Source organism: Kitasatospora sp. NPDC001159 (assembly GCF_053598235.1).
Genome location: NZ_JBSFJV010000063.1, coordinates 20438 through 42441 on the forward strand (window position 1 = coordinate 20438; position 22004 = coordinate 42441).

Consider the following 22004-nt stretch of genomic DNA (forward strand, 5'->3'; position numbering starts at 1 on the left):
CGGGACACGACCCGGACGACGGATGTCGTGCTGACGCGCCAGTTAGCTTGCTGAGTCACAGATTGAGCCGGGACACGATAGTTGGAACCAGGGTGGTGTGCTGACCTGGCGATTCTGACCTTGTGGGACACGCTTGTTGGAACCACCTGGTCATGCTTCTTGCAACCCGTGGTGGCCTGCCATTCATGTTGGAACCGGCGGAATCCGCAGGAGAGCGCCCGGCGGCGCCCAGTCAGGAGCGGCCGAACCAGCGGCGCTTGGCCCGGGGCTGGGTCGCGGCCCCGTTCGCCAGGACCACCGCCGGGTCGTCGTACTCGCGGGAGATCACGTGGACCTGGCCCGACCCGACGTCGTGGCGCACCGTGTCCAGGCCCTCCCGGTCCAGTTGGGCGATGGTGTCGGCGTGGGTGGTGGTGTTCAGGTTGAGCATCCCGACCTTTGGATGCCTTGGGCCGAGCTCCACCTCCTCGCGGAGCAGGAGCTGTGTCAGGCGGGTCGCGGAGGCCGAGGGCAGCTCCTCGTCCACGGCCACGTGCAGCAGTAGCTGTTCCTCGCCGCTGGCCCGCCACCGGACCTGGGCGACCCACACCGAGCGGACGGCGGGGAACTCGCGGATCCGCCTAGCCACTGCGTCGCGCAGGGCGACCGCCACCGGGTCGTTGGACCAGTCGCGCTTCATCTCCGCCCCGGGCCCGTAGGCCGCCCAGTCCCGCAGTACCTGCTCCGGGAAGATCGCCTGCCCGTTTCCGGAGCGGACCCCGAGTCGGGCGACGCCGGTCTTCTCCAGGATGTCCCTCAGCCGCGCCGCGTCGCAGTACACCATCCCGGCGGCCTCCGGCAGTAGTTGCGTGCCGAGCGCCGCGTCGGTGAAACCGAGCAGCGTGGGCGGCTGCTTGTCGTCGGGGAGGAACATCACCGATCCGGTGTCGGTGATGGGAACGAACGCCCCTCCCTCGAACAGCGCGGTGAGCACCGCCTCTGGCGCGGGCTCGTGCCCGTCCGCACGGCGGTCGAGAAGGTCGGCGAGACTTACGTTCGAATGCTCGATCACGCGTGCAGCGTAGTGCCCGGACGGCCGCCGCCGGCCTCGCCCCATCGGCATCCGACCAGCGCTCCGGTTCCAACAGCCGGGACCAAGTTCCAACTAACGTGTCACGGCTCACAGATGACGGTCCGTGCTGGACAGTGGCGCCGCCAACTACAGCTTCCAATCGCCAGCTAGGACTTCCAGTCACACTCTCCCCGCCCAATCCAGCGAAAGATCCGAAAACTTTATTGCGCAATCTTCCCTTCGGATCTACCGTGGTGGCATGCCCCAGCAGCCCGAGCCCGAGCGGATCACCGACCTCTCCCGCCTGAAGGCGTTCACCAACCCGCTGCGCATGCAGCTCTACCGCCTGCTCTACGCCGCGGGCCCCGCCACCGCCTCCCAGCTCGCCGAGCAGGTCGACCAGGCGCCGTCCCTGGTCAGCTACCACCTGCGCAAGCTCGCCGAGCACGGCTTCGTGACCGAGGCGAGCGCGCAGAGCACCGACGGGCGGGAGCGGTGGTGGCAGGTCGCCTCCGAGGAGGGCTGGGGCTTCCGCGAGTCGGACCTCGCCGGTACGCCCGAAGGTGCCGCCGCCGTCGGCGCGGTCACCCGCGGCCTGGTCGACAGCCGCGCCGCGCAGTACCGCGCGTACCTGGACCAGCGCGTCGCCTGGGGCAGCGAGTGGACCGACGCGGCCTTCAGCGCCGAGTGGCTGCTCGACCTGACCCCGGCCGAACTCGCCGAACTGGGCGAGGAGTTGCAGGCGCTCTCCCGACGCTGGCGGGAGCGCGGCAAGGCGGCGAGGGCGGCCGGCGACACCGACGGCCGCGAGCACGTGTCCGTGCACCTGTACGGCTTCCCGTTCCGCCCCTGACACACCCCACCCACTGTCGTCACCGACCCGCTGGAGCCCGCCATGGCCACCGTGGAGACAGCACCACCGATACGCCCCGACGCCCCCGCCCACCGCGACGCCAACGTCCTACGCTGGCTCACCGCCTACACCGCCTCGCTGGTCGGCGACAGCGTCTACTTCCTCGCCCTCGGCTGGTCCGCGCAGAAGGCCGCCGGGCCCACCGAGGTCGGTCTGGCGATGGCCGCCGGAGCGCTGCCGCGGGCGGTGCTGATGCTCGGCGGCGGCGTCGTCGCCGACCGCCTCGACCCCCGCCGGGTGATCCTCGGCAGCGACGCCGTGCGCTGCCTCCTGATCCTCTCCGTCGCCGCCGCCATCGCCCTGACCTCGCCCGCGCTCTGGCTGCTGATCGTGGTAGCCCTGGTCTTCGGCGCCGTGGACGCCCTGTTCGTCCCCGCCGTCGGCGCCCTGCCGCCCCGGATCACCAGCCCCGACCAGCTCGCCCGGGTCACCGGCCTGCGCTCCCTGGCGATGCGTCTGGGCCAGATCGCCGGCCCCCCGATCGGCGGCCTGGCCATGGGCCTCGGCGGCCCGGCCGCCGCCTTCACCGTCGCGGGCCTGCTCTTCGCCCTCTCCTTGCCATTGCTGCTGACGGTACGTATCCACCCCCTCGAAACACCGCTCGATGCACCGCTCGAAGCCCCGGCCGTACAGCCCCGGCCGGGCCGAGGCACCGCCCGCGCGGACCTGCTGGACGGGCTGCGCTACATCCGCCGCCACCGCCTGCTCGGCCCCCTGGTCGTCGCCGGGGCGGTCTGCGAGCTCGGTCTCACCGGCACCCTCAACGTCGGCATGGTGCTGCTCAACGCCGAACGCGGCTGGGGCCCGTCCGGCTACGGCTGGATCGTCGCCTGCTTCGGCGCCGGCGCGGCCGCCAGCGCCGCCCTGCTCGCCATCGCCGGCTGGCTGCCCCGGGCGGGCCTGACCATGGTCGCGACGCTGCTGGCCGGGAGTGCGGGCGCGGCCGCCATCGCGCTGGTCCCGGGCCTGTGGGCGGCCGCCCTGCTGGCGGCACTCATCGGGCTGAGCGCGGGCGTCTTCGGCAGCCTGGACAGCGCCCTCATCCAGACCAGCGCCGACCCCGCCTACCTCGGCCGGGTCACCTCTGTCGTGATGCTCACCATGGTCGGCCTCGCACCGCTCGGCTACCCGCTGGTGGGCGCCGCCATAGGGGCCTGGGGCGCGGCCCCGGTGTTCATCGGCTGCGGCGCCCTCTCCTGCCTCGGCGCGGCCTTCGCCTTCACCTCGAAGGCGGTTCGGCAGGCCGAACTGCCCCGGCGGTAGAGTCCAGGCCCATGTGGGAGGGACTGGACGAGATCGACTGGGCGGGGCTCAGGCACAACTACGGCTCCGCAGAGGACGTGCCCGGCCTGCTGCGCCGTTGCGCCGGGCCCGACCCGCAGGACGCCGGCGCCGCTGTCGGTGCGTTGGACAACGCCCTGTTCCACCGGGACAGTTGGATCTGCTCCGCCGCCTCCGCCGCACTTCCGTACCTCATCGGGCTGGCCGCCCGGACGGATGTCTCGACCCGGGTCGACCTGCTGGAGCTGATGACGAATCTGAGCAGTGCGGCCCCGCACGTCGCGGCGAAGCGGGTGGATCCGGGCTGGGGGCTGGCCTGGAAGCGGGCGCTGCCCGACGCCCTGAGCCTCCTCTCCGATCCGGAGCCCGGGATCCGCCGCTCGGCCGTCCACCTTGTCGGCGTGTCAGGCGGCCCGGGCGAGCTGATCCTGCCCGCGCTGCTGACGCAGTGGGGTGTCGAGCAGGACGCCGCCGCCCGACTCGACCTCGCCCTCGGGGCCGCCACCCGGCGCCGACCGACCGGCGGCCGAGTCGCCGAGGCCCTCGCCCTCTTGCACGGCCTGCTGGACGACCCCGAGCCGCAGCTGCGGCTGGCGGCCGTCCACGCCCTCGCCCCCGCCGACCCCGACCTCGCGCCCCGGCACCTCGACCTCGTCCTGGACGCGGTCCGCGACCCCGGCGTGGAGTTGTGGCGGGAGACCAGCGAGGCAGGCTGCGGGGTAGTCGGGATCCAGGACTGGACGGCAAACCTGTTCCCGGACGCCCTGTTCCCGGACGCCCTGGTCTCGTACGTCCTCGGTCTCCTGGCCCGACCACCCCGACCCGCAGCAGCGCGCCAGTGCGTTGTCACTGGCCGGTGGTCTACTCTCCCGCCGTCGCTCCCCGGTACCCGCTCTGCTACCGGGCATCGCCGCCCGGCTGGACGACCCGGACACCGAAGTCCGGTACCGCGCGGCTGAGTTGGCCACATGCATCGGACCGTCCGCCGTGTTCCACGCCGACGCGGTGGCCGAACTGATCGACGACCGTGCCACCCTGACGCCCCGCACCGGCGAGTCCGTCGCCGACCCGGCGATATGGGCGCTGGCGCGCATGGGCGACCCACGCTGCGTCCCCGCTCTCGCCGACCGGCTCACCGGCACCAGGCTCGGCTTCGACACCTCTTCCCCGCACCGCTCCCGTCTCGGCAACGGCCACCGGCCCCAACTCCCGGCCCTCCACGAGCTGCTGATCCCGCTACGGGACCACGCAGCGGCCCTCGTCCCCGCGATCCGCGCCCGGCTGCGCGACGCCGACCACGGCCCGCTGGTCCGCTCACTCTGTGAGGTGCTCGCTGTCTGGGGCCCGGCCGCGAGAGCCGCCCTGCCGGAGCTGCTCGACCTGCTCGACGGCGAGTCGACGTGGACGCACGCCGCGACCGCCCTGGCGGGCATCGGCCCGGCGGGCGGCGCGGCCCGCGAGTTCCTGCTCGTCCACGCCACCGCCGGCGGTCGCGACGCCGACCTCGCGGCCTGGTCCTACTGGCGCCTCGGCGGCGACCCCGACGCCGCGCTCGCCGTCCTGGGCCCCGCCGCCGACGACGGACGCTTCCCCGGCCCCGCCCTGCGCCACCTCGCCGAGCTCGGCCCGCACGCCGCCCCGTACGCGCACCGGCTGCGCGAGATGGCGGCGAGCGACGACGCCTGGGTCAGCGTCGAGGCCGCCTACGCCCTGTGGTCCGCCACCGGCGACACCGACACCGCCGTCCCGGCGCTCCTCGCCGTCTGCCGCCCCCTCACCCAGGGCTCCTACCTCCCGGCCATGCTGGCCGCTGTCCGTCACCTCACCCGCATCGGTCCGGCCGCCCAACCCGCCGCCACCGTCCTGGCCGAAGCCCTCACCCGCGACCACCGCCTCAGCACCTCCGCCGACTGGCGCGCCTTCGTCGACGACGAGGCGATCCGGGGCGCCGTCACCGAGCTGGTCACGACCGCAACACCCCCAGCCGCTCCCGTGCCGCCCCGTAGCGGGCATCGCGTGAAAAAATTCCTCGAAATCCGTCCGCCGTGTCGATCCGCGGCCCGCGCCGTTCGACCTAGGGCTGAGAGGGTCGAGAGCCGACCCCCGATCAAGGAGACCGAAGATGGCGAAGTACATGCTGATCATGCGCGGCACGGACGAGTCGCTGGAGAAGATGATGGGGACGCCCTTCGAGTCGATGCTCGAAACCATCGGCCGCTTCAACGACGAGATGATCCGGGCCGGCGTGCTCGTCGCCGCCGAGGGCCTGGACGACCCGTCCCAGGGCGTGGTGGTCGACTACAGCGGGGAGACCCCGGTGGTCACCGACGGGCCGTACGGTGAGACGAAGGAGCTGTTCGGCGGCTTCTACGTGATCGAGGTCGCTTCCAAGGAGGAGGCCGTCGAGTGGGCCAAGCGGATCCCGGCGATCCCCGGATCGAAGTGCGAGATCCGCCGGGTGCCGAGTATCGACGAGTTCCCGCAGGACAACGAGTGGGTCATCAAGGAGCGGGCGTGGCGCGAGCGGACCGGCCAGCTCTGATGTCCGCGTCCACGGACGGCCCGCCGAGCGCCGAGGCTGCTCGGCGGGCCGTCGCGGCCGTCTGGCGGATCGAGTCCGCGCGGATCGTCGGCGCGCTGGCCCGCTACACCGGGGACTTCACACTCGCCGAGGATGTCGCCCAGGAGGCACTGGCGGAGGCCCTCGTCACCTGGTCGCGGGACGGCGCGCCCGCCAGCCCGGCGGGCTGGCTGCTGGCGACCGCGCGGCGGCGGGCCATCGACGCCTTCCGCCGCAGGTCGGCGCTCGACGAACGGTACGCCATGCTCGCCGGCCAACTGGCCGACGGCGAGTTCAGCGCGGGCGCGGCGGCCGCGCCCGACCGGCCGGACGACCTGCCGTGGGATCCCGGCCGGGTCGACGACGACGTCCTCGCGCTCATGTTCACCGCCTGCCACCCGGTGCTCTCCCCCGAGGCCCGGGTGGCGCTCGCCCTGCGCGTGGTGGGCGGCCTGTCCAGCGAGGAGATCGCCCGGGCCTTCCTCGTGCCCGTGCCGACCGTCCAGGCACGGATCACCCGGGCGAAGAAGACCATCGCCGCCGCCCGTGTGCCCTTCGAGCTGCCGCCGCCCGAGGAACGGCGCGAGCGGCTCGGCGGTGTCCTGAGCGCCCTGTACGTGATCTTCACGGAGGGCTCGACGGCGACGACCGGCGATCACCTGCTGCGCCCCGATCTCGTGTACGAGGCCGTGCGGTTGGCCCGGGTGCTGGCCGCCCTGCTGCCCACCGAGCCGGAGGTGCACGGCCAGCTGGCGCTGTTCGAGCTCACCGCCGCACGCTTCCCCGCCCGCACCGGACCGGACGGGGAGGCGGTGCTCCTGGAGGACCAGGACCGTCGTCTGTGGGACCGGTCGGCGATCCGGCGCGGTCTGGCCGCGCTCGGCCGGGCCTCGACCCTCGGGCGGGGCCTGGGACCGTACGGACTGCAGGCCGCGGTCGCCGCCTGCCACGCGACGGCTCCCTCGGTGCGGGAGACCGACTGGGAACGGGTCGTGCTCCTCTACGAGGCGCTCGGCCGGGTGGCCCCGTCACCCGTCGTCGAGCTCAACCGGGCCGTGGCCGTCGCGATGGCCGGCGGACCGCAGGAGGCGCTGTCCATGGTCGACGACCTGGTCGCCTCCGGCCGCCTGTCGGGATCGCACCTGCTCCCGAGCGTGCGCGGCGAACTGCTGACCCGACTCGACCGCACCACCGAGGCCCGGGCCGAGCTGGAACTCGCCGCCCGGCTCTGCCGCAACGCCCGCGAGCGGTCCGTGCTGCTGCGCAAGGCAGCCGCACTGGACTGACGGCCTCCCGCCTGGTGCGGCTTCGGATCCACTCGCCGGCGAGGGCCGACCACGGATTCTCGAGGTCCACCAGCCGCCGTTCACTCGACGGCGGCCGGTGGACCTCCGAGTCGAACCACCGGTAGTCCGGGTGAAACCTCTGGTCCACGCTGCCCTGCCACGCGCCCCCGGCCGGCCAGGGCGCGGCATTTGTCCTGCCGCGCGACTCCTCGCCGCCATGGCCCCTCGGAAAGGAACCCAGCTGATCGGGCACGGGCCCGTCGACCAGGCAGAGCAGACCAGCGCGGCGCTCATCCGGACCGCCGGCACCTGCCCGGTGTCCGACCACAGGCCCCGGGCCAACTCGGCGACCCGGCCCCACGCCTCCCCCTGCTCCACCTGCGCGGTCGCGAAGAGCAGGGACGCGCACACCACCGGCGCGGTCTCCACGCCCAGCCGCTCCCGGACGGCGGCACCGATCTCCGTCGCCCGGCCCGACGCGGTCGCCAGCGCGTAGCCGGCCGCCGCGCGGACCTCGGGGCGCGGGTCGTGCAGGAGCGGGATCCACCGACAGCCGGCAGATCTCCCGACCTCCCAGGCCACCGACATCGGATTGGCCCGCGACACCACAGCCCCCGCGCACTACCCTCGAGCTGACAGTCGATCAACGGAGAAGCCCCATGTACCCCGAACTCGCCGCCGACCTCGAACTGTTGCCCGCCCTCCTGGAGGAGACCCGGCAGCAGGCCGTCGCGTTCCTCGCCGGCCTCGACGACCGCCCGGTGATTCCGCAGCAGACGAACCAGCCGACCTCGGCGGAGCCGCTGCGCGAGGACGCCGACGGTCTGCGGGCGGCCTTGGCGGAGTTCGGCGAGCGCTGGCAGCCGCGGTTGTCGGCCAGCGCCGGGCCGCGCTATTTCGGGTTCGTGACGGGCGGCGCGACCCCGGCCGCGCTGGCGGGCGACTGGCTGACCTCCGCCGCCGACCAGAACTCCAACTCCTCGCTGGACCCTGCCGGTCAGCACCTGGAGCGGGAGACGGTCGGCTGGCTGCGCGAGCTGTTCGGCCTCTCCCCCGCGCACAGCGGCACCTTCGTCAGCGGCGCGACCATGTCCAACACCGTCGGCCTCGCGATCGCCCGGGAGTGGCTGGGCGAGCGGATCGGCGTGGACGTGGCCGAGGACGGGGTCGCCGCGCTGGGCCGGGTCAGGGTGCTGTCGGGCAGCGCGCACTCCAGCGTGTCCAAGGCGCTGAGCGTTCTCGGCCTGGGCCGCCGGGCGCTGACCGCCGTGCCCACGCTGCCGGGCCGGGAGGCCGTGGACGTGGCCGTGCTGGAGCGGGCGCTCGCCGAGGTTGACGGCCCGTGCATCGTGGTGGCCAACGCGGGCACGGTGAACACCGTCGACTTCGACGACCTGCGCGCGATCGCCGAGCTCCGGGAGCGGTACGGGTTCTGGCTGCACGTGGACGCCGCCTTCGGCGCCTTCGCCGCCCTCTCGCCCGAGCACGCCGGGCTGACGGCCGGGCTGGACCTCGCCGACTCGGTCTGCATCGACCTGCACAAGTGGCTCAACGTGCCCTACGACAGCGCCGTGCAGTTCACCCGCCGCCGCGACCTGCAGGCGAGGGTCTTCCAGAACGCCGCCGCCTACCTCGGCCCGATCGGCGAGCACCCCGACCTGGTCCACCTCACGCCCGAGAACTCGCACCGACTGCGCTCCCTCGCCGCCTGGTTCACCCTGCGCGCCTACGGCCGGGCCGGCCACCGGGAGATCGTGGAGCGCTGCATCACCGGCGCCCGCGCGCTCGGCGAGGCAGTGGAGACGATCGACGGCCTGCGCCTGCTGGCCCCGGTCCGCCTCAACGTCGTGTGCTTCACCCTGGCCGCCGACCCCACCCCCGAGCGGCTCGCCGCGCTCGCCACCGAACTCTCCGGCGAGGCCTTCCTCACCCCCACCCGCTACGCAGGAGTGCCCGCCCTGCGCGCGGCGTTCAGCAGCTGGCGCACCACCGAGGAGGACGTGAACCGCACCGCGGCCGCGCTCGCCGAGGCCGTTCGCAAGCTGGAGACCATCTGACCCACAAGGGGCTCCACTTGAAGCGGGAGGCCACCGCGTCCAGCGGGGTGTCCCAGCAGGCACTTCTGTCGCACGGCACAACGGGTGGCGTGACGTGGCGTCAACACCGTGACGGGAAGGGGGCTTACGGGTGTGCCCCGTCCCCGTACACGCCCCCCGCCGAGTCGGTCAGGCTCGCCATGAACTCAGCGTGGGCGAGGTTCATGAACTCCAGCGCACGCCAACGCGGCTTGTGGGCAGGGTGGCCGCGGAACCGGTCGGCCGTCTCGCACAGCCGCTCCCACCACAGCATGATGTCCTGGCGCAGCCGCTGGGTCTGCCCGGGCTCGTCGTACCTGCCCTCGACCATCACCTCCTCCCAGGCCCCGAGCAGGTCCGCCAGCTGGATGCAGTCGCCGGCGGTGATGTCCGCGAGGCGCTCGGCCGCGAAGCGGGCGTCGCTATTCTCGGGCTGCGCCGCGACGACTTCGCCGAGGCGGGCGGCCAGGAACTTCTGCAGCGGGGTGACGTCCTTGCAGTGCAGGTCGTCGGAGAACTCCAGGAGTTCCTTGGGCTGGTGGGAGGCGGCCATCGGACGGTGCCCTCTCGGTTCGAACAGCACTCGGTGACGAATCATCACTCCTTGTCGCCTCCCGACCCTAGCCCGCCGCGGCCGCCGCCATCGACGGATTCCGCAGATCCCCACCGTCCGCTCCGGGGATGCCCACAGCGCAACACGCCTGCCGCGCCTTGACCTTCACACCGGTGTGAAGCCCGATGATGCTGCCATGACCGCCACCGCTTACGACCCGTACGCGCTGCTCGCGCAGAGCCGCCTGGGCATCCTCGCCACCATCAAGGCCGACGGCCGGCCCCAGCTCTCCCCCGTCATGCCTTACTACGACCGTGAGGCGAACGCCGTCCTGGTCTCCACCCGGGCTGGGCTCGCCAAGACCGCCAACCTGCGGCGGGACCCGCGGGTGAGCCTGGAGGTGACCGGATCGGACGGCCGTTCCTGGGTCACCGCCGAGGGCGTCGCGACCCTCACCGGGCCGGGCACCGACCCGCACGGGCCCGAGGTCGAGGCGCTGGTCGACTACTACCGCCGGGCTGCCGGGGAACACCCCGACTGGGCGGAGTACCGCGAGGCGATGGTCGCCGACCGCCGGGTGCTGCTCACCATCCCGGTCGACCGCGTGTACGGGGCCAGGATCTGAGGGCGCGGGATCAAAGGAACGAGTTCCGACCACCCGTCCCGGCCACCGTCACGGGGATGCGGTGGCCGGGACCTTCGTCGTTCACGACCGGGTCGCGATGACCACCGTGGCGTCCAGCTCCTCCTCCCGGATCGCCATCGCTCTCAGAGCCGCCGCCCGCGCCACGCCCAGCGCGGCCGCCGCCTGCCGCTCACTGGTCTCGAACAGCAGTGACCCGCCCGCCGCCAGCCAGCCCGGCGCCTCGGCGGCCACCCGGCGCAGTACGTCCAACCCGTCCGACCCGCCGTCCAGCGCGGGCCGGGCCTCGTGCAGCCGGGCCTCCGGCGGCAGCAGCTCGATGTCGCCGGTCGGTACGTACGGGACGTTGGCGATCAGCACCTCCACCCGCCCGCGCAGCGCGTCGGGCAGGGCGGCGAACAGGTCACCCTCGAAGACCAGGGCGCCCGTTCCGGCCAGGTTGCGGCGGGCGCAGCGGACGGCCGCCGGGTCCAGGTCGGCCGCGTACAGCTCGACCGGGTGCCCGGCGGTGGCCGTGACGGCGGCGCCGAGTGCGCCGCTGCCGCAGCACAGGTCGACCACCAGCGCGCCGGGGCGAGTGAGTCGGGCGGCAGCGGCGGCCAGGAACTCGCTGCGCCGGCGCGGGACGAAGACGCCCGGGTCGACGGCGATCCGCAGTCCGGCGAACTCGGCCCAGCCGACGACGTGTTCGATCGGCCGCCCCTCGGCGCGGGCGCGGACCATGGCGGCCAGCTCGGCGGGTGTGACGGCGGTCGTGAGCAGGATCCGCGCCTCGTCCTCGGCGAAGACGCAACCGGCGGCGCGCAGCCGGGAGACGACCGAGGAACGGAGAGCGGCGGAGGAGAAGACCGGCAAAGGAAACCCCTTGGGCAGGATGGGAGGAGAACGGAGGACTCCGTCAGGGCTCCCGCCAGGGCCGACGCCGTCGACGCTCCCGCGCTACGCGCGCGGGGCGCCCGCACGGCCGCGCTCCGGGAGCACCCGCTCGGACATACCGGTAATGGGGCTCACCTCCTGCATCGCGGTCGTGTTCGGCGTCGGTCACCCTACCGCACCGGCACCGCCGGTGATCAAGCCGTTCTCCCCGCCTGCCCCGGCCCGCCCGGGGCGACTCAGGCCAGGAAGTCGGCCACCAGTGCCGCGAACTCCTCCGGCGTGGTGGTCGACACGCCGAGCTCCTCCGCCTTGGCCCGCTTGGAGCCCGCCTTCTCGCCCGCGACCAGCAGGGTGGTGCGCTTGGACACCGAGGAGGAGGCCTTGCCACCCGCCCGCTCGATCAGCTCGTTCATCGCGTTGCGGGAGAGTTCGGCCAGGGCGCCGGTCATGCTGCCGGTGACCACGACGCTCTGGCCCGCCAGCGGGCCCGCCGCCTCGCCCTCAGCCGTAGCGTTGGCAGCCGAAGCGGCCGCGGCCGGCTCGGTCACCTCGGTGCCCACGCCCTGCGCCGCCAGCCGGTCCAACAACGGTGCCACGTCGACGAGTTCGGCCAGGATCACGGCCGCCTTCTCCACGCCGATGCCGTCCACGGCCGCCAGCGCCTCGGCGTCGGCGGCGCGGATCGCGGCCATGCTGCCGAAGTGGGCGGCGATCCGGCGGGACATGGTCCGGCCGGTGCCGCGGATGCCGAGGGCGCAGAACACCCGGTTCAGCGGCCGGGTGCGGGAGGTCTCGATGGCCGCGAGCAGGTTGTCCGCGCTGCTGTCGCCCATCCGCTCCAGGGTGAGCAGTTGCTCCCGGGTGAGGGTGAACAGGTCGGCGAGGTCGGAGACCAGCCCGGCCTCGACCAGCTGGGCGGCCCGGGTGCCGCCGAGGCCCTCGATGTCGAGCTGGTCCCGCCCGGCCGCGTAGATCACCGAGGCGACGGCCTGGCAGCCACGCCCGCGCACGCAACGCCAGCGTTGCTCGGACGTGTCGATGGCGTCGCCGCAGCGCGGGCAGACCTCGGGGAAGGCGATCGGCTGCTCGGCGCCGGTGCGCTCGTCGACCAGCGGCGCCTCCACCCGCGGGATGACGTCGCCGGCGCGGTAGACGAACACCTGGTCACCGATCATCAGGCCGCGGCGCTCGATGTCGGCGGGGTTGTGCAGGGTCGCGTAGGTGACGGTGACTCCGTCGATCACCACCGGTTCGAGCACCGCCCGGGGCGCGATGATCCCGGTGCGCCCGACGTTCCACTCCACCCCGAGCAGCCGGGTCACCTTGTGCTGGGCCTGCAGCTTGCGGGCCACCGCCCAGCGCGGCGCGCGGGAGCCGGAGCCGGCCTCCTCCTGGTCGGCCACCGCGTCCGCCTTGACCACCACGCCGTCGATCCCGAAGGGCAGCGCGGCGCGCAGGGCGGCGATCTCCTCGATCCGCTGCTCCGCCTCGGCGAGGGTGGCGCAGCGGCGCGGGGCGGCCTCGGTGCTGGCGGCGGTGTTGGCGCCGAGCTGGGCCAGACGTTCCAGCAGCGCGGCGTGGTCGAGCCCGGGCAGGCCGAGGGCATCGTAGGCGAAGAAGGTGAGCTCGACCCGGTACGGGCGGTCCTTGGCGCGCAGGGTGCCGGCGGCGCCGCTGCGCGGGTGGGCGAAGGGGGTGGCACCGTGGACCGTGCGGACGGTGTTGGCCTGCTCGAACTGCTCGTGGGTGAGCAACACCTCGCCGCGCAGTTCGACGTCGAGCGGCTCGGCGAGCTGGGCGGGCAGGCCGAGCACGGTGTCGGCGGCGTGGCTGATGTCTTCCCCCGCGAGGCCGTCGCCCCGGGTGAGCACCTGGGTGAGTCGGCCGGCCCGGTAGCGGGCGGCGACGGCCAGGCCGTCCAGCTTGGCCTCGACGCACCAGGCGGCGACCGGGCGGCCGAGCCGGCGCTCCAACCCGGCGGCCCAGGACTCCAGTTCCTCGGCCGAGAACACGTTGTCGAGCGACAGCATCGGCGCGCTGTGCGGAACGTCGCCGACGGCCGCGCCACCGGCCACCTTGCCGGTGGGCGTCTCGGGCAGCACCTCGTCCGGGTGCTCGCCCTCGTACGCCTCGATGGTCCGCACCAAGGCGTCGTACTCGTCGTCCCCGAGCGGGGTGGAGCCGTCCGCGTAGTACGCGGCGGCGGCCCGTACGGCGGTGGCGACGGCGTCGGCGTAGGCCTCCGGGGAGGCGAGGGCTGCGGGGGAGGCCTTGGTGGCTGCGTCCTTCATACCGACATCATGGCGAGCCGCACTGACATTCGACCTTCCGTGCGCCCGGCTCGGGCCGGACCGGTCAGCCCGCGCCGACTCCGCTCGGGGCCGCCTCGGCGGCCCCGGCCTGAGGCTCCGCCGGCTCCTCGCCGGCCTCCTCCGCCGCGCGGGCTGCCGCGACCTCGGCGACCACCCGGGCGCCGCGGTCCGGCCCCATCTGCAGCGATCCGAGCACACCGGGCACCGCGACGCTCGGCATCACGTGCTGGAACAGCCCGGAGACCCGCCGCTCCAGGTCGGCGCGGCCGGAGAGCTTCTGCGACTGGATCTGCACACCCGTCCAGGCCGCGGTGACCAGCCACGCGGTGTCGGCCGGGACGACGTGCGGGAGCAGCTCGCCGCGCTCGCCTGCTGCGGCCAGCAGCGCCCCCATCCGGCTTGTCCAACCGGGGATCGCACCGCCGCCGAGGTCGTCGAGGACGTCCTGGCCGAGTGAGAGCCGGGCACCCGCGCTGAGCAGCGGGTCACGCGGCATCAGATGCGCGACGACCATCCCGGTGTCCACGAACTCCTGGAGCTTGCAGCTGCGTTCCGGCACGTCGTCCTGGACGAACTGCTCCTCCACGACGCCTTGCGCGAGATCCCGCTTCGAGGCGAAATGGAAATACACCGCACCCCGCGTCACCCCTGCCCGGGAGACCACCTCCCCGATGGTGGCGCCCTCGTAGCCGAACTCGTCGAAGACCGACGCCGCGGCCTCCAGGATCAGCCGACGCGTCCGAAGCGCCCGCTCCTGCCGTGCCACCGCAACCACCCCACCCTGAGCTCCCGCAAAACAAAACCAAACACCCCGTACCTTAGCTACGGGCAACTCGTGGGCGACAAGACGATGACGGGGAATCGACTCAACCTCCCCCACTTCCCCCACCCGCCCCCTTACTTCTCCCCCACGATCCGTCAGTTACCCATCGGGCAAACGGAAGTGGCGCCACCCCGCCGATCGGCGACGAACCCTCCTGTCGCGCCCCCACTGCCATCATGAAACCGAACGATCGGTTTCTTTCAATCGATCATCAGCCGAGAATCCAACCCGCATTCCTTCCGCAACCAAGCGGTTGAATACGCCGGAGCGCCGGAGTACCGTTTCCCTCAACCAATCGGTTGAGGATGAACAGAGGTGTGCGGTGGCCGTCGACCAGCTCTCCCGGGCGTTCGTCGCCCTGGCCGATCCGACCCGGCGCGACATCGTCGCCCGTCTCTCGGTCCGGGACGCCACGGTCGGTGAACTGGCGGAGTCCTACGCGATGTCCATGCAGGCCGTCTCCAAACACCTCAAGGTGCTGGAGGAGGCCGGACTGGTCAGCCGCAGCCGGGACGCCCAGCGCCGGCCGTGCCACCTGGAGCCGCAGGTGCTCGACTTGATGACGAGCTGGATCGAGCGCTACCGCCGCCAGGCCGAGGAACGTTTCAGCCGCCTGGACGCCGTCCTCGCTGCCATGGACGACACCGACGCCGGCACCGACACCGCCCGCGACAGCCCCGACACCAAGGCCGACGAACCCCGCCCCACCCGAGCCGAGAAGAACGAAGGAGCCGCGTCATGACCTCCACCACCGGCCACGAGACCCGGATCGAAGCGGACCCGACGCTGCCCACCATCCGGATCGTCCGCGAGTTCGACGCCCCGCAGGAGCGGGTGTTCCGGGCCTGGATCGAGCCCCACCTGGTCGCCCAGTGGCTCGGCCCCCAGGACCTCGACATGAAGATCGACACCTGGGAGGCCCGCACCGGCGGCCACTACCGCTACTCGATGCACCGCGAGGGCCAGGAGGTCGCCGCCTTCTACGGCTCCTTCCACGAAGTCCGGCCGGCCACCAGGCTCGTTCAGACCTTCACCTTCGAGGGCGTGCCGGACGGCGTGTCGCTGGACACCGCCGTCTTCGAACCCGCGGGCGAGGGCCGCACCCGCGTCACCGTGCTGTCGGTGGTCGACAACCTGGCGGCCCGAGACGCCGTCCTGGCCAGCGGCACGGAGCGCGGCGTGGTCGAGGGCTACCGGAAGCTGGACGCCTTGCTCGCCACTTCCTGAACCCGAGCCCCCGGGGCCCGTCACGTCGTCATGGCAGCACGGCCACCGCCTCCACCTCCACCAGCTGGTCGGTGTAACCGAGCACCGAGACACCGAGCAGCGTGCTGGGGGCGTCGTGCTCCCCCATGTACTCCCGGTACACGTTCCACACCTTGACCAGGTCCGCCTGGTCACCGGAGGCCACGTAGACGGTGGTCCGCGCGATGTCGGTGGGCCCCGCGCCCGTGTCCTCCAGCACGGCTATCAGATTGCGCATCACCTGATGGGCCTGACCCTCGTAGTCACCGACGGCGACCGTGCGCCCCTCATCGTCCAGCGGGCAGGCCCCGGCGAGCCAGAGCGAGCGGGCCGGAGCGTCGACCAGAGCCGCGTACGCGTAGTCGACGGCCGGGGTGAGGCGCGTGTTGCGGACCAGCTTGACGGCGCTGTTCATGAGGTCCTCCAATGGTCTTGGCCGAACGTTCGCGCTCATCGTTGGCCCCTCACGAACGGGGGTCAAACGGATTTACGGCGAACTCCCGGCTGCGCCAAGGCCAGTGTGCCCACGATTCACCGTTGCGGGTGATGGCGCGCGGGCCCGCCGGACCGCGATCCTGGTGCCCGTCCGAGTGCCCGTCCGAAACGAGCACCGCCGCGCCCGACCGTGGCCGCTCACGCGGACCCGCACGGACGCCCACACCAACACCGCAGCAGCCCCGGGGAGTCGACCGATGGAGTCCCAACCGCCCAGCCGCGACCAGGCCTCCGGCGTCGGACGGCGCCGGATGCTCGGCCTCGCCCTCGGGGCGGGCCTCGCCCCCGCCCTCGCCCCGGCCGCGCAGGCGGCCGCCCACGCCGCGCCCCCGGCCGAGCCCGCCGCCGCCCTCGGCCAGCGGGTCGCCGCCGTGGCCGCGGCCCAGATCGGCATCCCGTACGCCTGGGGAGGCGGCGACCGGCTGGGCCCCAGCCTCGGCTTCTGCGACGACGAGAACGGCTACCTCAACGGCAAGTGCCTGGGCGAGACCACGGTCGGCTTCGACTGCAGCGGCCTGTCGCTCTACTGCTGGTACCGGGCCAGCCAGGGCACGGTCGAGCTCGGGCACTACACCGTCGCCCAGTTCCACCTCGGCGCCCCGGTCGAGCGCGACGCCCTGGCCCCCGGCGACCTGCTGTTCTTCTCCCGCCCCGACGCGCCACTGCACCACGTCGGCATCTACGCGGGCGACGGCGCGATGATCCACGCCGAACGCACCGGCACGCTGATCGCCCGGGTCGAGAAGGTTCTCGACATCCCGCGCTGGGCGGGCGAGTTCGCCGGCGCCCGCCGCCCCGGACCACCGAGCGCCTGAGCTCACACGGCGCCGCGCCGCTCCTCCATCCCGTGGTGCACCCGAAGCAGCAGCTCCTGCAGCACCCGCCGCTCCCCCGCGTCCAGCGGCGCTAGCACCTCGTCCTGCACCGCCCTCGCCCGCGCCTCCAACTCGGCCAGCAGCGCCCGCCCGGCCGCGGTGACCGACACCGACACCCGCCGCCGGTCCCGCTGGTCCCGGGTGCGTTCGACGTACCCGGCTACGCCGAGCTGGTCGGCGACCTTCGCCAGGTCGCTCGGGTCGATGCCCAGCCGCTGCACCAGGTCCCGCTGCGCCTGCGGCCCGAAGTCGGCGAGCGCTGCCAGCACCGTCAAGTCCCAGGGCCGCAGATCGCGTTCGGCCAGCTGCTCGGCGAGTCGGCCGCGCGCGGACCGACCGATCCGGGCGAGCAGGAAGGTACTGAGGTCCAGCAGGGTCGGCGGCAGCCCGCTGGGCGGGGCGGGGGTCTCGGAGGCCATGGCGGAATTCTAGGGTCCTTCCCTATAGTGGGTGTCGACCCACTAATCGTGCCAGCCGGTTCCGACCCCAGGAGTTCCAGCCGTGGACGCCCTGTACCCCCGCCTGCTCGTCACCCGCTTCGCCGAGTGCTTCGACTTCTACCGCGCAGTCCTCCCCGCACTCACCGACGCCACCCTCGTCAAGGGCACGCCCGAAGGCCCGTACGCCAACTGGGACGTCGAGGACCAGGCCGTCCTGGTGCTCTACGACCGCTCCGCGATGGCATCCACCCTCGGCACCACTGGCCTGCCCGCCCATCCCGCCGCCCCCGCCCAGGACTCCGCGATGCTGGTCTTCCGGGTGGACGACGTGGACAAGGCGCTCGCCCTCTGCCTCGACCACGGCGGCACCCTCGCCGTCCCCGCCACCGACCGCCCGGAATGGGGCCCGAACCTGCGCAGCGCCCACCTGCGCGACCCGGAGGGCCACCTGATCGAGCTGCAGTCCTACTGACCGCCCGTTCCTGAACCCCCGGAGCCCGGCCCGGGGGACATCCACCACTCAACTTCGGGGATGTCCCTCAACCGACCCGGCATCCCCGTAGAGGAGTAGATGACGCCGCCGCCGTAGTCGACGTCCTCGTACTCCTCCAGCAGCAGCGCACGGTCGGCCGGCTGTTCCGCCGCACGGCTCCGGCCGTCGGCCAGGGCGAGCGCGTCGGCGCGGGAGTCCGCCGAACAGGCCCGGCCGAGCGCTGGGGAGGCGCCGTCAGCCTCGGGCAGGTGCCCGAGGACGGCAGCGCAGTACTGGACGTCCGGTGCGGGTAGCGGGCGGAGATCAGCCGAGCCAGCCGGGGCGGAGGCCACCGCCCCGGCGAGCGTGAGGCAGGCAGTGAGCAGGGGTGCGACGAACCTGCGCGGACTGCGCATAGGTACCTCCGGAACCGTGGGGACAGCGGTGGCCGTGGACTCGGCCGCCGCGCCCATTCGACGGGCGGCCGAAGCCCCCGGCCCGACCGACACACCGTGCACCGCACTAGTCGTACGCATGCAACTGGTTCACCGGGGAGCCTCGTCCTCCCACAGCTCGGCGCGGCACCCGGCCACCAGCGCGCCGATCCGCGCCCAGGCCTCCTCGGCCGCCATCGGCTCCAGTCGGCGGCCGTCCCGCAGCCGTAGCGCGACCCGGTCGTCCACGGCTTCCTTCGCCCCGATCACGGCCTGGTAGGGCACCAGCCGGGCCTCGCGGATCCGGGCGCCGAGGCTGCCGTGCTCGGGCCCGGCGACCTCGGCGCGCAGTCCGAGGTCCAGGCAGCGCCGGCGCAGTCGTTCGGCCTGCGGGACCTCGGCGTCGGAGATCGGCACCAGCACGACCTGGGCCGGCGCGAGCCAGGCCGGGAACGCCCCGCCGTACAGCTCGATCAGGTGGGCGACCACCCGCTCGACGCTGCCGATGACACTGCGGTGCACCATCACCGGGCGGTGCTTGGCGCCGTCCGGGCCGATGTAGTGCAGGTTGAAGCGCTCGGGCTGATGGAAGTCGATCTGGACGGTGGAGAGGGTGAACTCGCGCCCGGCGCCGTCGGCGATCTGCACGTCGATCTTCGGCCCGTAGAACGCGGCCTCGCCCTCCGCCGCCTCGAACGGCACCCCGGAACGCTCCAGCACATTGGTCAGCAGTGCGGTGGCGCGCTCCCAAAGCGCGGGTTCCGCAACGTACTTGCCCCCCTCGCCGGGCAGCGAGAGCCGGTAGCGGACCGGCACGATGCCGAGCGCGCGGTGCGCCTCGCGGATCAACTCCAGTGCGGCGACGGCCTCGTCGGCGGCCTGCTCGGGGGTGCAGAAGACGTGCGCGTCGTTCAGCTGGATCGCCCGGACCCTGGTGAGTCCGCCGAGCACGCCGGACAGCTCCGAGCGGTACATGCCGCCCAACTCGGCCATCCGCAGCGGGAGTTCACGGTAGCTGCGGGCGCGGGAGCGGAAGATCAGCGCGTGGTGCGGACAGAGGCTCGGCCGCAGGACCATCTCCTCCGAGCCGAGTTCCATGGGTGGGAACATGTCCTCGCGGTAGTGGTCCCAGTGGCCGGAGATCTCGTACAGCTCACGCTTGCCGAGCACCGGCGAGTACACGTGGCGGTAGCCGGCCCGACGCTCGCGGCCGCGGATGAACTCCTCCAGGGTGTGCCGGATCGCGGCGCCGTCGGGCAGCCAGTACGGCAGGCCGGAACCCATCAGCGGGTCGGTGTCGAACAGGTCGAGCTCGCGGCCGAGCTTGCGGTGGTCGCGCATCGGCTGGTCGTGCATCGACTGGTCCCGCAGGGGCTGGTTGTTCATGAGGGTGGTCTCCACTCTGGTTCCGCGGGCGAGTGGATCCGGAAAACGGCGAAGCCCCGGGGCACTCGCCCCGGGGCTTCGGACTAGGTCAGCAGTCAGCGCGCCGGGACTCTTTCCAGCGTCGTCGTGACGAGTGCAGCGCGCTTCATGGCGTCCACGGTAGCAGGTCTTCGGCACTCTTGTTGATCTTTTCCCGGCCTCACCTCTGCGGCCGCACGTTCTCCGGCCGCATCGGAGCCGGGCTCAGCACAGCACGACGCATCCACGCGCGGCCAGCGCCTCCAGCAGCCCGCCGGACGGTCGCACCTCGTTCCACCGCAGGTCGAGCTTCTCCAGCGCGGGCAGCGCGGTCGGATCGGCCAGCCAGTCCGGCAGTTCGACGATCCGGTTGCCGCGCAGGTCCAGCCTGCGCAGCAGCGGAAGCCCGGCCAGCACGGCGGGGAGCTCGGTGAAGGCATTCTCCCGGAGCTCCAGCTCCCGCAGCTCCGCGAGTCGGGCGACGGAGTCCGGCAGCGAGGCCAACTCATTGCCACGCAACCAGAGTTCGCGCAGCGCACCGAGATCGCCGATCGACTCCGGCAGCCCGGTGAGCCGGTTGTGCTGCGCACGCAGCTCGACCAGACCGGCCATCTCGCCGATGGTGGAGGGCAGTTCGGTGAGCCGGTTCTCGCCGACGTTGAGGTAGCGCAGCGCGGTGAGCAGCCCGAGCGCCTCGGGCAGTTCGGTCAGCGCGTTGTCGTGCAGGTAGAGGAAGTCCCCGAGCCCGGAGAGGCCCCCCAACTCGGCGGGCACCTCGGTGAGCCGGTTGTGCCCGAGGTCGAGCGTGCGCAGCCGGGTCAACCCGGCTATGCCGGGCGGTAGTTCGGAGATCCCGGTCTCGGCGAGGATGAGCACGGTCAGCTCGGTGCGGCCCCACACCTCCGCCGGCACCTCACCGAGTGGCTGCTTCCACAGGTTGAGCGTCGTTCCTGTCACATCTGTCGCATCTGTCACGCCCGCCATTCTCCGCCGGTCCGCGAGCGCTCCTCCACCGTCACCGGTACGAACCGCACGGAGGCGCGGGCCAGGGTCCGGCCGTCGCCGGCCGGTGGGAGCTGGACGACCTCGCAGTTCATTCCGGGCTGGTCCTACTCCTTCGTAGCCGTGCTGGAGCCGGGTACCCCGCCCGCCTGATGGGTGGCGGTAGCGGGAACTGGTGTGCCATCTCATGACATCGGTTCCTTGCTGTCAGGCTTGGCGGGCGCAGGACGCGAGGCGACCGGCGAGCGCGATGACGAGGTCGCGCAGTTCGTCGGGGCGCTCGATGACGAACGGCCGGTCGAGTGAGGCGAGCACCGGAGGCAACCAGTCGAGTCGCTCCGCCCGTAGCTCGACGTGCAGCCAGCGCTCGGCCGCCCGGTCCTCGCCTGCGGCGGGCTCGTGCTCCTCCAGGCTCGCGACGCTGGCGGGCAGGTGGGCGCGGATCTGCTCAACTGTCCCGTGGATCCGCAAGGTCACCTCATGCTGGTACTCAGCCGTGGCGAACCCTGACAACACGCGCTGTGCCGGACCGGGGCCCATAGGCGCTTCGAAAGAGCCGGGCAGGGTCCTCGCGTCGGCGATGCGATCGAGCCGGAAGGTTCGGTCCTCGCCGATCTGGGCGTCCTTGCCCGTGACGTACCACCGGCCCGAATGGGCGACGATCCCGTACGCGTGCAGAGTGCGTTCGCTGCGCCGTCCGTCGCGGTCGGTGTAGCGGATCAGGACCGGTCGGCGGTAGCACGCCGCATCGGCGATGGTGAGCAGGACCCCGGCGTCCGGGGTGTCGAAGTCGCCGGGCTGATCCGTGAAGGCGAGAGCCTCCAGGAGTGTGTCGAGCCGACTGGCGATGCGTTTGGGCAGCACCCGCCGGATCTTCGCCGATGCCGTCTCGTTTGCCGTGCGCTCCGTCGTCGTCAACCCTGCTCGGCGGCCGGCGACCAGGCCGAGCAGCACGGCCAGTGCCTCGTCGTCGCTGAGCATGAGCGGAGGCAAGCGGTACCCGGGGGCGAGCCGGTACCCGCCGTAGCGGCCGCGCACCGACTCCACCGGCACGTCCAGGTCGATCAGCTGGTCCACATACCGCCGCACGGTGCGTCCTTCGACGCCGAGCCGGTCGGCGAGTTCGGCCACAGTCCGGGTGCCGCCCGACTGCAGCAGCTCCAGGAGTGTCAGCACGCGGCCAGTGGGTCGAGGCATGTGCACAACCTAACGCGAATAGTGGACCGATTCTGTCCACTATTTCTCCTAGCCTGCGACGTGCATG

25 protein-coding genes are annotated in these 22004 nt (G+C 72.7%); 12 read left to right on the forward strand and 13 right to left on the reverse strand.

Translation table 11 applies throughout. The annotated features are described in order from the left end of the window. Positions 1-232: 232 nt before the first annotated feature. Positions 233-1051 (reverse strand): hypothetical protein, encoded by an 819-nt coding sequence (locus ACWC9T_RS27590; RefSeq protein ID WP_449823753.1) that lies wholly within the window; start codon positions 1049-1051, stop codon positions 233-235. A 259-nt stretch (positions 1052-1310) separates the two neighbouring features. Between ACWC9T_RS27590 and ACWC9T_RS27595 the strand changes: the two genes are divergently transcribed. From ACWC9T_RS27595 to ACWC9T_RS27605, 3 genes are read left to right on the forward strand one after another with little or no spacing between them, the layout of a single operon-like run. After that, positions 1311-1904, forward strand: a complete 594-nt coding sequence (locus ACWC9T_RS27595) for an ArsR/SmtB family transcription factor (protein WP_449823754.1) — start codon at positions 1311-1313, stop codon at positions 1902-1904. A 42-nt stretch (positions 1905-1946) separates the two neighbouring features. Next, positions 1947-3227 (forward strand): MFS transporter, encoded by a 1281-nt coding sequence (locus ACWC9T_RS27600; RefSeq protein WP_449823755.1) that lies wholly within the window; start codon positions 1947-1949, stop codon positions 3225-3227. Between the two features lie 11 nt (positions 3228-3238). Further along, positions 3239-4204: a HEAT repeat domain-containing protein gene (locus ACWC9T_RS27605; RefSeq protein WP_449823756.1), complete on the forward strand. Its 966-nt coding sequence runs from the start codon at positions 3239-3241 to the stop codon at positions 4202-4204. Between the two features lie 355 nt (positions 4205-4559). On the opposite strand, the gene ACWC9T_RS27610 is transcribed toward ACWC9T_RS27605, so the two are convergent. Continuing rightward, complete coding sequence (locus ACWC9T_RS27610; protein WP_449823757.1) at positions 4560-5135, reverse strand: hypothetical protein; 576 nt, start codon at positions 5133-5135, stop codon at positions 4560-4562. A gap of 232 nt (positions 5136-5367) precedes the next feature. Between ACWC9T_RS27610 and ACWC9T_RS27615 the strand changes: the two genes are divergently transcribed. The 4 genes from ACWC9T_RS27615 (at position 5368) to ACWC9T_RS27630 (ending at position 9148) form a co-directional block, all read left to right on the forward strand. Next, positions 5368-5787 carry a YciI family protein gene (locus ACWC9T_RS27615; protein WP_449823758.1) on the forward strand — a complete coding sequence of 140 codons (420 nt, stop codon included), beginning with the start codon at positions 5368-5370 and terminating at the stop codon, positions 5785-5787. Next, the gene (locus ACWC9T_RS27620; RefSeq protein WP_449823759.1) at positions 5787-7091 is read left to right on the forward strand and encodes an RNA polymerase sigma factor; all 1305 of its coding nucleotides are present in this window, start codon (positions 5787-5789) and stop codon (positions 7089-7091) included. Before ACWC9T_RS27615 ends, ACWC9T_RS27620 begins: the two co-directional genes overlap by 1 nt. 217 nt (positions 7092-7308) lie before the next feature. Beyond that, on the forward strand, positions 7309-7587 hold the full coding sequence (locus tag ACWC9T_RS27625; protein ID WP_449823760.1) for a hypothetical protein: 279 nt from the start codon (positions 7309-7311) through the stop codon (positions 7585-7587). Between the two features lie 163 nt (positions 7588-7750). Beyond that, positions 7751-9148: a pyridoxal phosphate-dependent decarboxylase family protein gene (locus ACWC9T_RS27630; RefSeq protein WP_449823761.1), complete on the forward strand. Its 1398-nt coding sequence runs from the start codon at positions 7751-7753 to the stop codon at positions 9146-9148. A 124-nt stretch (positions 9149-9272) separates the two neighbouring features. Here the strand turns inward: ACWC9T_RS27630 and ACWC9T_RS27635 are convergent, their stop codons facing one another. After that, positions 9273-9719, reverse strand: a complete 447-nt coding sequence (locus ACWC9T_RS27635) for a hypothetical protein (RefSeq protein ID WP_449823762.1) — start codon at positions 9717-9719, stop codon at positions 9273-9275. 196 nt (positions 9720-9915) lie between these two features. Between ACWC9T_RS27635 and ACWC9T_RS27640 the strand changes: the two genes are divergently transcribed. After that, on the forward strand, positions 9916-10344 hold the full coding sequence (locus ACWC9T_RS27640) for a PPOX class F420-dependent oxidoreductase (protein WP_449823763.1): 429 nt from the start codon (positions 9916-9918) through the stop codon (positions 10342-10344). Positions 10345-10425: 81 nt separating this feature from the next. On the opposite strand, the gene ACWC9T_RS27645 is transcribed toward ACWC9T_RS27640, so the two are convergent. From ACWC9T_RS27645 to ACWC9T_RS27655, 3 genes are all read right to left on the reverse strand, one after another. Continuing rightward, positions 10426-11217, reverse strand: coding sequence for a putative protein N(5)-glutamine methyltransferase (locus ACWC9T_RS27645; protein WP_449823764.1), 792 nt, complete (start codon positions 11215-11217; stop codon positions 10426-10428). A 257-nt stretch (positions 11218-11474) separates the two neighbouring features. Continuing rightward, entirely contained in the window at positions 11475-13529 is a 2055-nt protein-coding gene (ligA, locus tag ACWC9T_RS27650; RefSeq protein ID WP_449823765.1) for an NAD-dependent DNA ligase LigA, read from the reverse strand. A 64-nt stretch (positions 13530-13593) separates the two neighbouring features. Continuing rightward, on the reverse strand, positions 13594-14316 hold the full coding sequence (locus ACWC9T_RS27655) for a ScbR family autoregulator-binding transcription factor (protein WP_449823766.1): 723 nt from the start codon (positions 14314-14316) through the stop codon (positions 13594-13596). Positions 14317-14695: 379 nt separating this feature from the next. Here ACWC9T_RS27655 and ACWC9T_RS27660 point away from each other — a divergent pair, with 379 nt between their 5' ends. Then, on the forward strand, positions 14696-15115 hold the full coding sequence (locus ACWC9T_RS27660) for an ArsR/SmtB family transcription factor (RefSeq protein ID WP_449823767.1): 420 nt from the start codon (positions 14696-14698) through the stop codon (positions 15113-15115). Continuing rightward, the gene (locus tag ACWC9T_RS27665; protein WP_449823768.1) at positions 15112-15600 is read left to right on the forward strand and encodes an SRPBCC family protein; all 489 of its coding nucleotides are present in this window, start codon (positions 15112-15114) and stop codon (positions 15598-15600) included. The genes ACWC9T_RS27660 and ACWC9T_RS27665 overlap by 4 nt, the downstream gene beginning before the upstream one ends. 28 nt (positions 15601-15628) lie before the next feature. On the opposite strand, the gene ACWC9T_RS27670 is transcribed toward ACWC9T_RS27665, so the two are convergent. Beyond that, positions 15629-16033, reverse strand: coding sequence for a RidA family protein (locus ACWC9T_RS27670; protein WP_449823769.1), 405 nt, complete (start codon positions 16031-16033; stop codon positions 15629-15631). Positions 16034-16310: 277 nt separating this feature from the next. On the opposite strand from ACWC9T_RS27670, the gene ACWC9T_RS27675 reads away from it, so the two are divergent. Continuing rightward, positions 16311-16928 carry a C40 family peptidase gene (locus ACWC9T_RS27675; RefSeq protein ID WP_449823770.1) on the forward strand — a complete coding sequence of 206 codons (618 nt, stop codon included), beginning with the start codon at positions 16311-16313 and terminating at the stop codon, positions 16926-16928. 2 nt (positions 16929-16930) lie between these two features. Here the strand turns inward: ACWC9T_RS27675 and ACWC9T_RS27680 are convergent, their stop codons facing one another. After that, on the reverse strand, positions 16931-17407 hold the full coding sequence (locus tag ACWC9T_RS27680) for a MarR family winged helix-turn-helix transcriptional regulator (protein ID WP_449823771.1): 477 nt from the start codon (positions 17405-17407) through the stop codon (positions 16931-16933). Between the two features lie 82 nt (positions 17408-17489). Here ACWC9T_RS27680 and ACWC9T_RS27685 point away from each other — a divergent pair, with 82 nt between their 5' ends. Beyond that, positions 17490-17900 (forward strand): VOC family protein, encoded by a 411-nt coding sequence (locus tag ACWC9T_RS27685; RefSeq protein ID WP_449823772.1) that lies wholly within the window; start codon positions 17490-17492, stop codon positions 17898-17900. On the opposite strand, the gene ACWC9T_RS27690 is transcribed toward ACWC9T_RS27685, so the two are convergent. From ACWC9T_RS27690 to ACWC9T_RS27710, 5 genes are all read right to left on the reverse strand, one after another. After that, positions 17894-18316 carry a hypothetical protein gene (locus ACWC9T_RS27690; RefSeq protein WP_449823773.1) on the reverse strand — a complete coding sequence of 141 codons (423 nt, stop codon included), beginning with the start codon at positions 18314-18316 and terminating at the stop codon, positions 17894-17896. The genes ACWC9T_RS27685 and ACWC9T_RS27690 overlap by 7 nt on opposite strands. Before the next feature lie 129 nt (positions 18317-18445). Further along, a complete protein-coding gene (gene thrS / locus ACWC9T_RS27695) occupies positions 18446-19675 on the reverse strand; it encodes a threonine--tRNA ligase (RefSeq protein ID WP_449823784.1) in 1230 nt (409 codons plus the stop codon). Between the two features lie 288 nt (positions 19676-19963). Next, positions 19964-20713 (reverse strand): leucine-rich repeat domain-containing protein, encoded by a 750-nt coding sequence (locus ACWC9T_RS27700; RefSeq protein WP_449823774.1) that lies wholly within the window; start codon positions 20711-20713, stop codon positions 19964-19966. Then, positions 20710-20835 (reverse strand): hypothetical protein, encoded by a 126-nt coding sequence (locus ACWC9T_RS27705; protein ID WP_449823775.1) that lies wholly within the window; start codon positions 20833-20835, stop codon positions 20710-20712. The genes ACWC9T_RS27700 and ACWC9T_RS27705 overlap by 4 nt, the downstream gene beginning before the upstream one ends. A 112-nt stretch (positions 20836-20947) precedes the next feature. Further along, complete coding sequence (locus ACWC9T_RS27710; RefSeq protein ID WP_449823776.1) at positions 20948-21937, reverse strand: helix-turn-helix transcriptional regulator; 990 nt, start codon at positions 21935-21937, stop codon at positions 20948-20950. Positions 21938-22004: the final 67 nt, after the last annotated feature.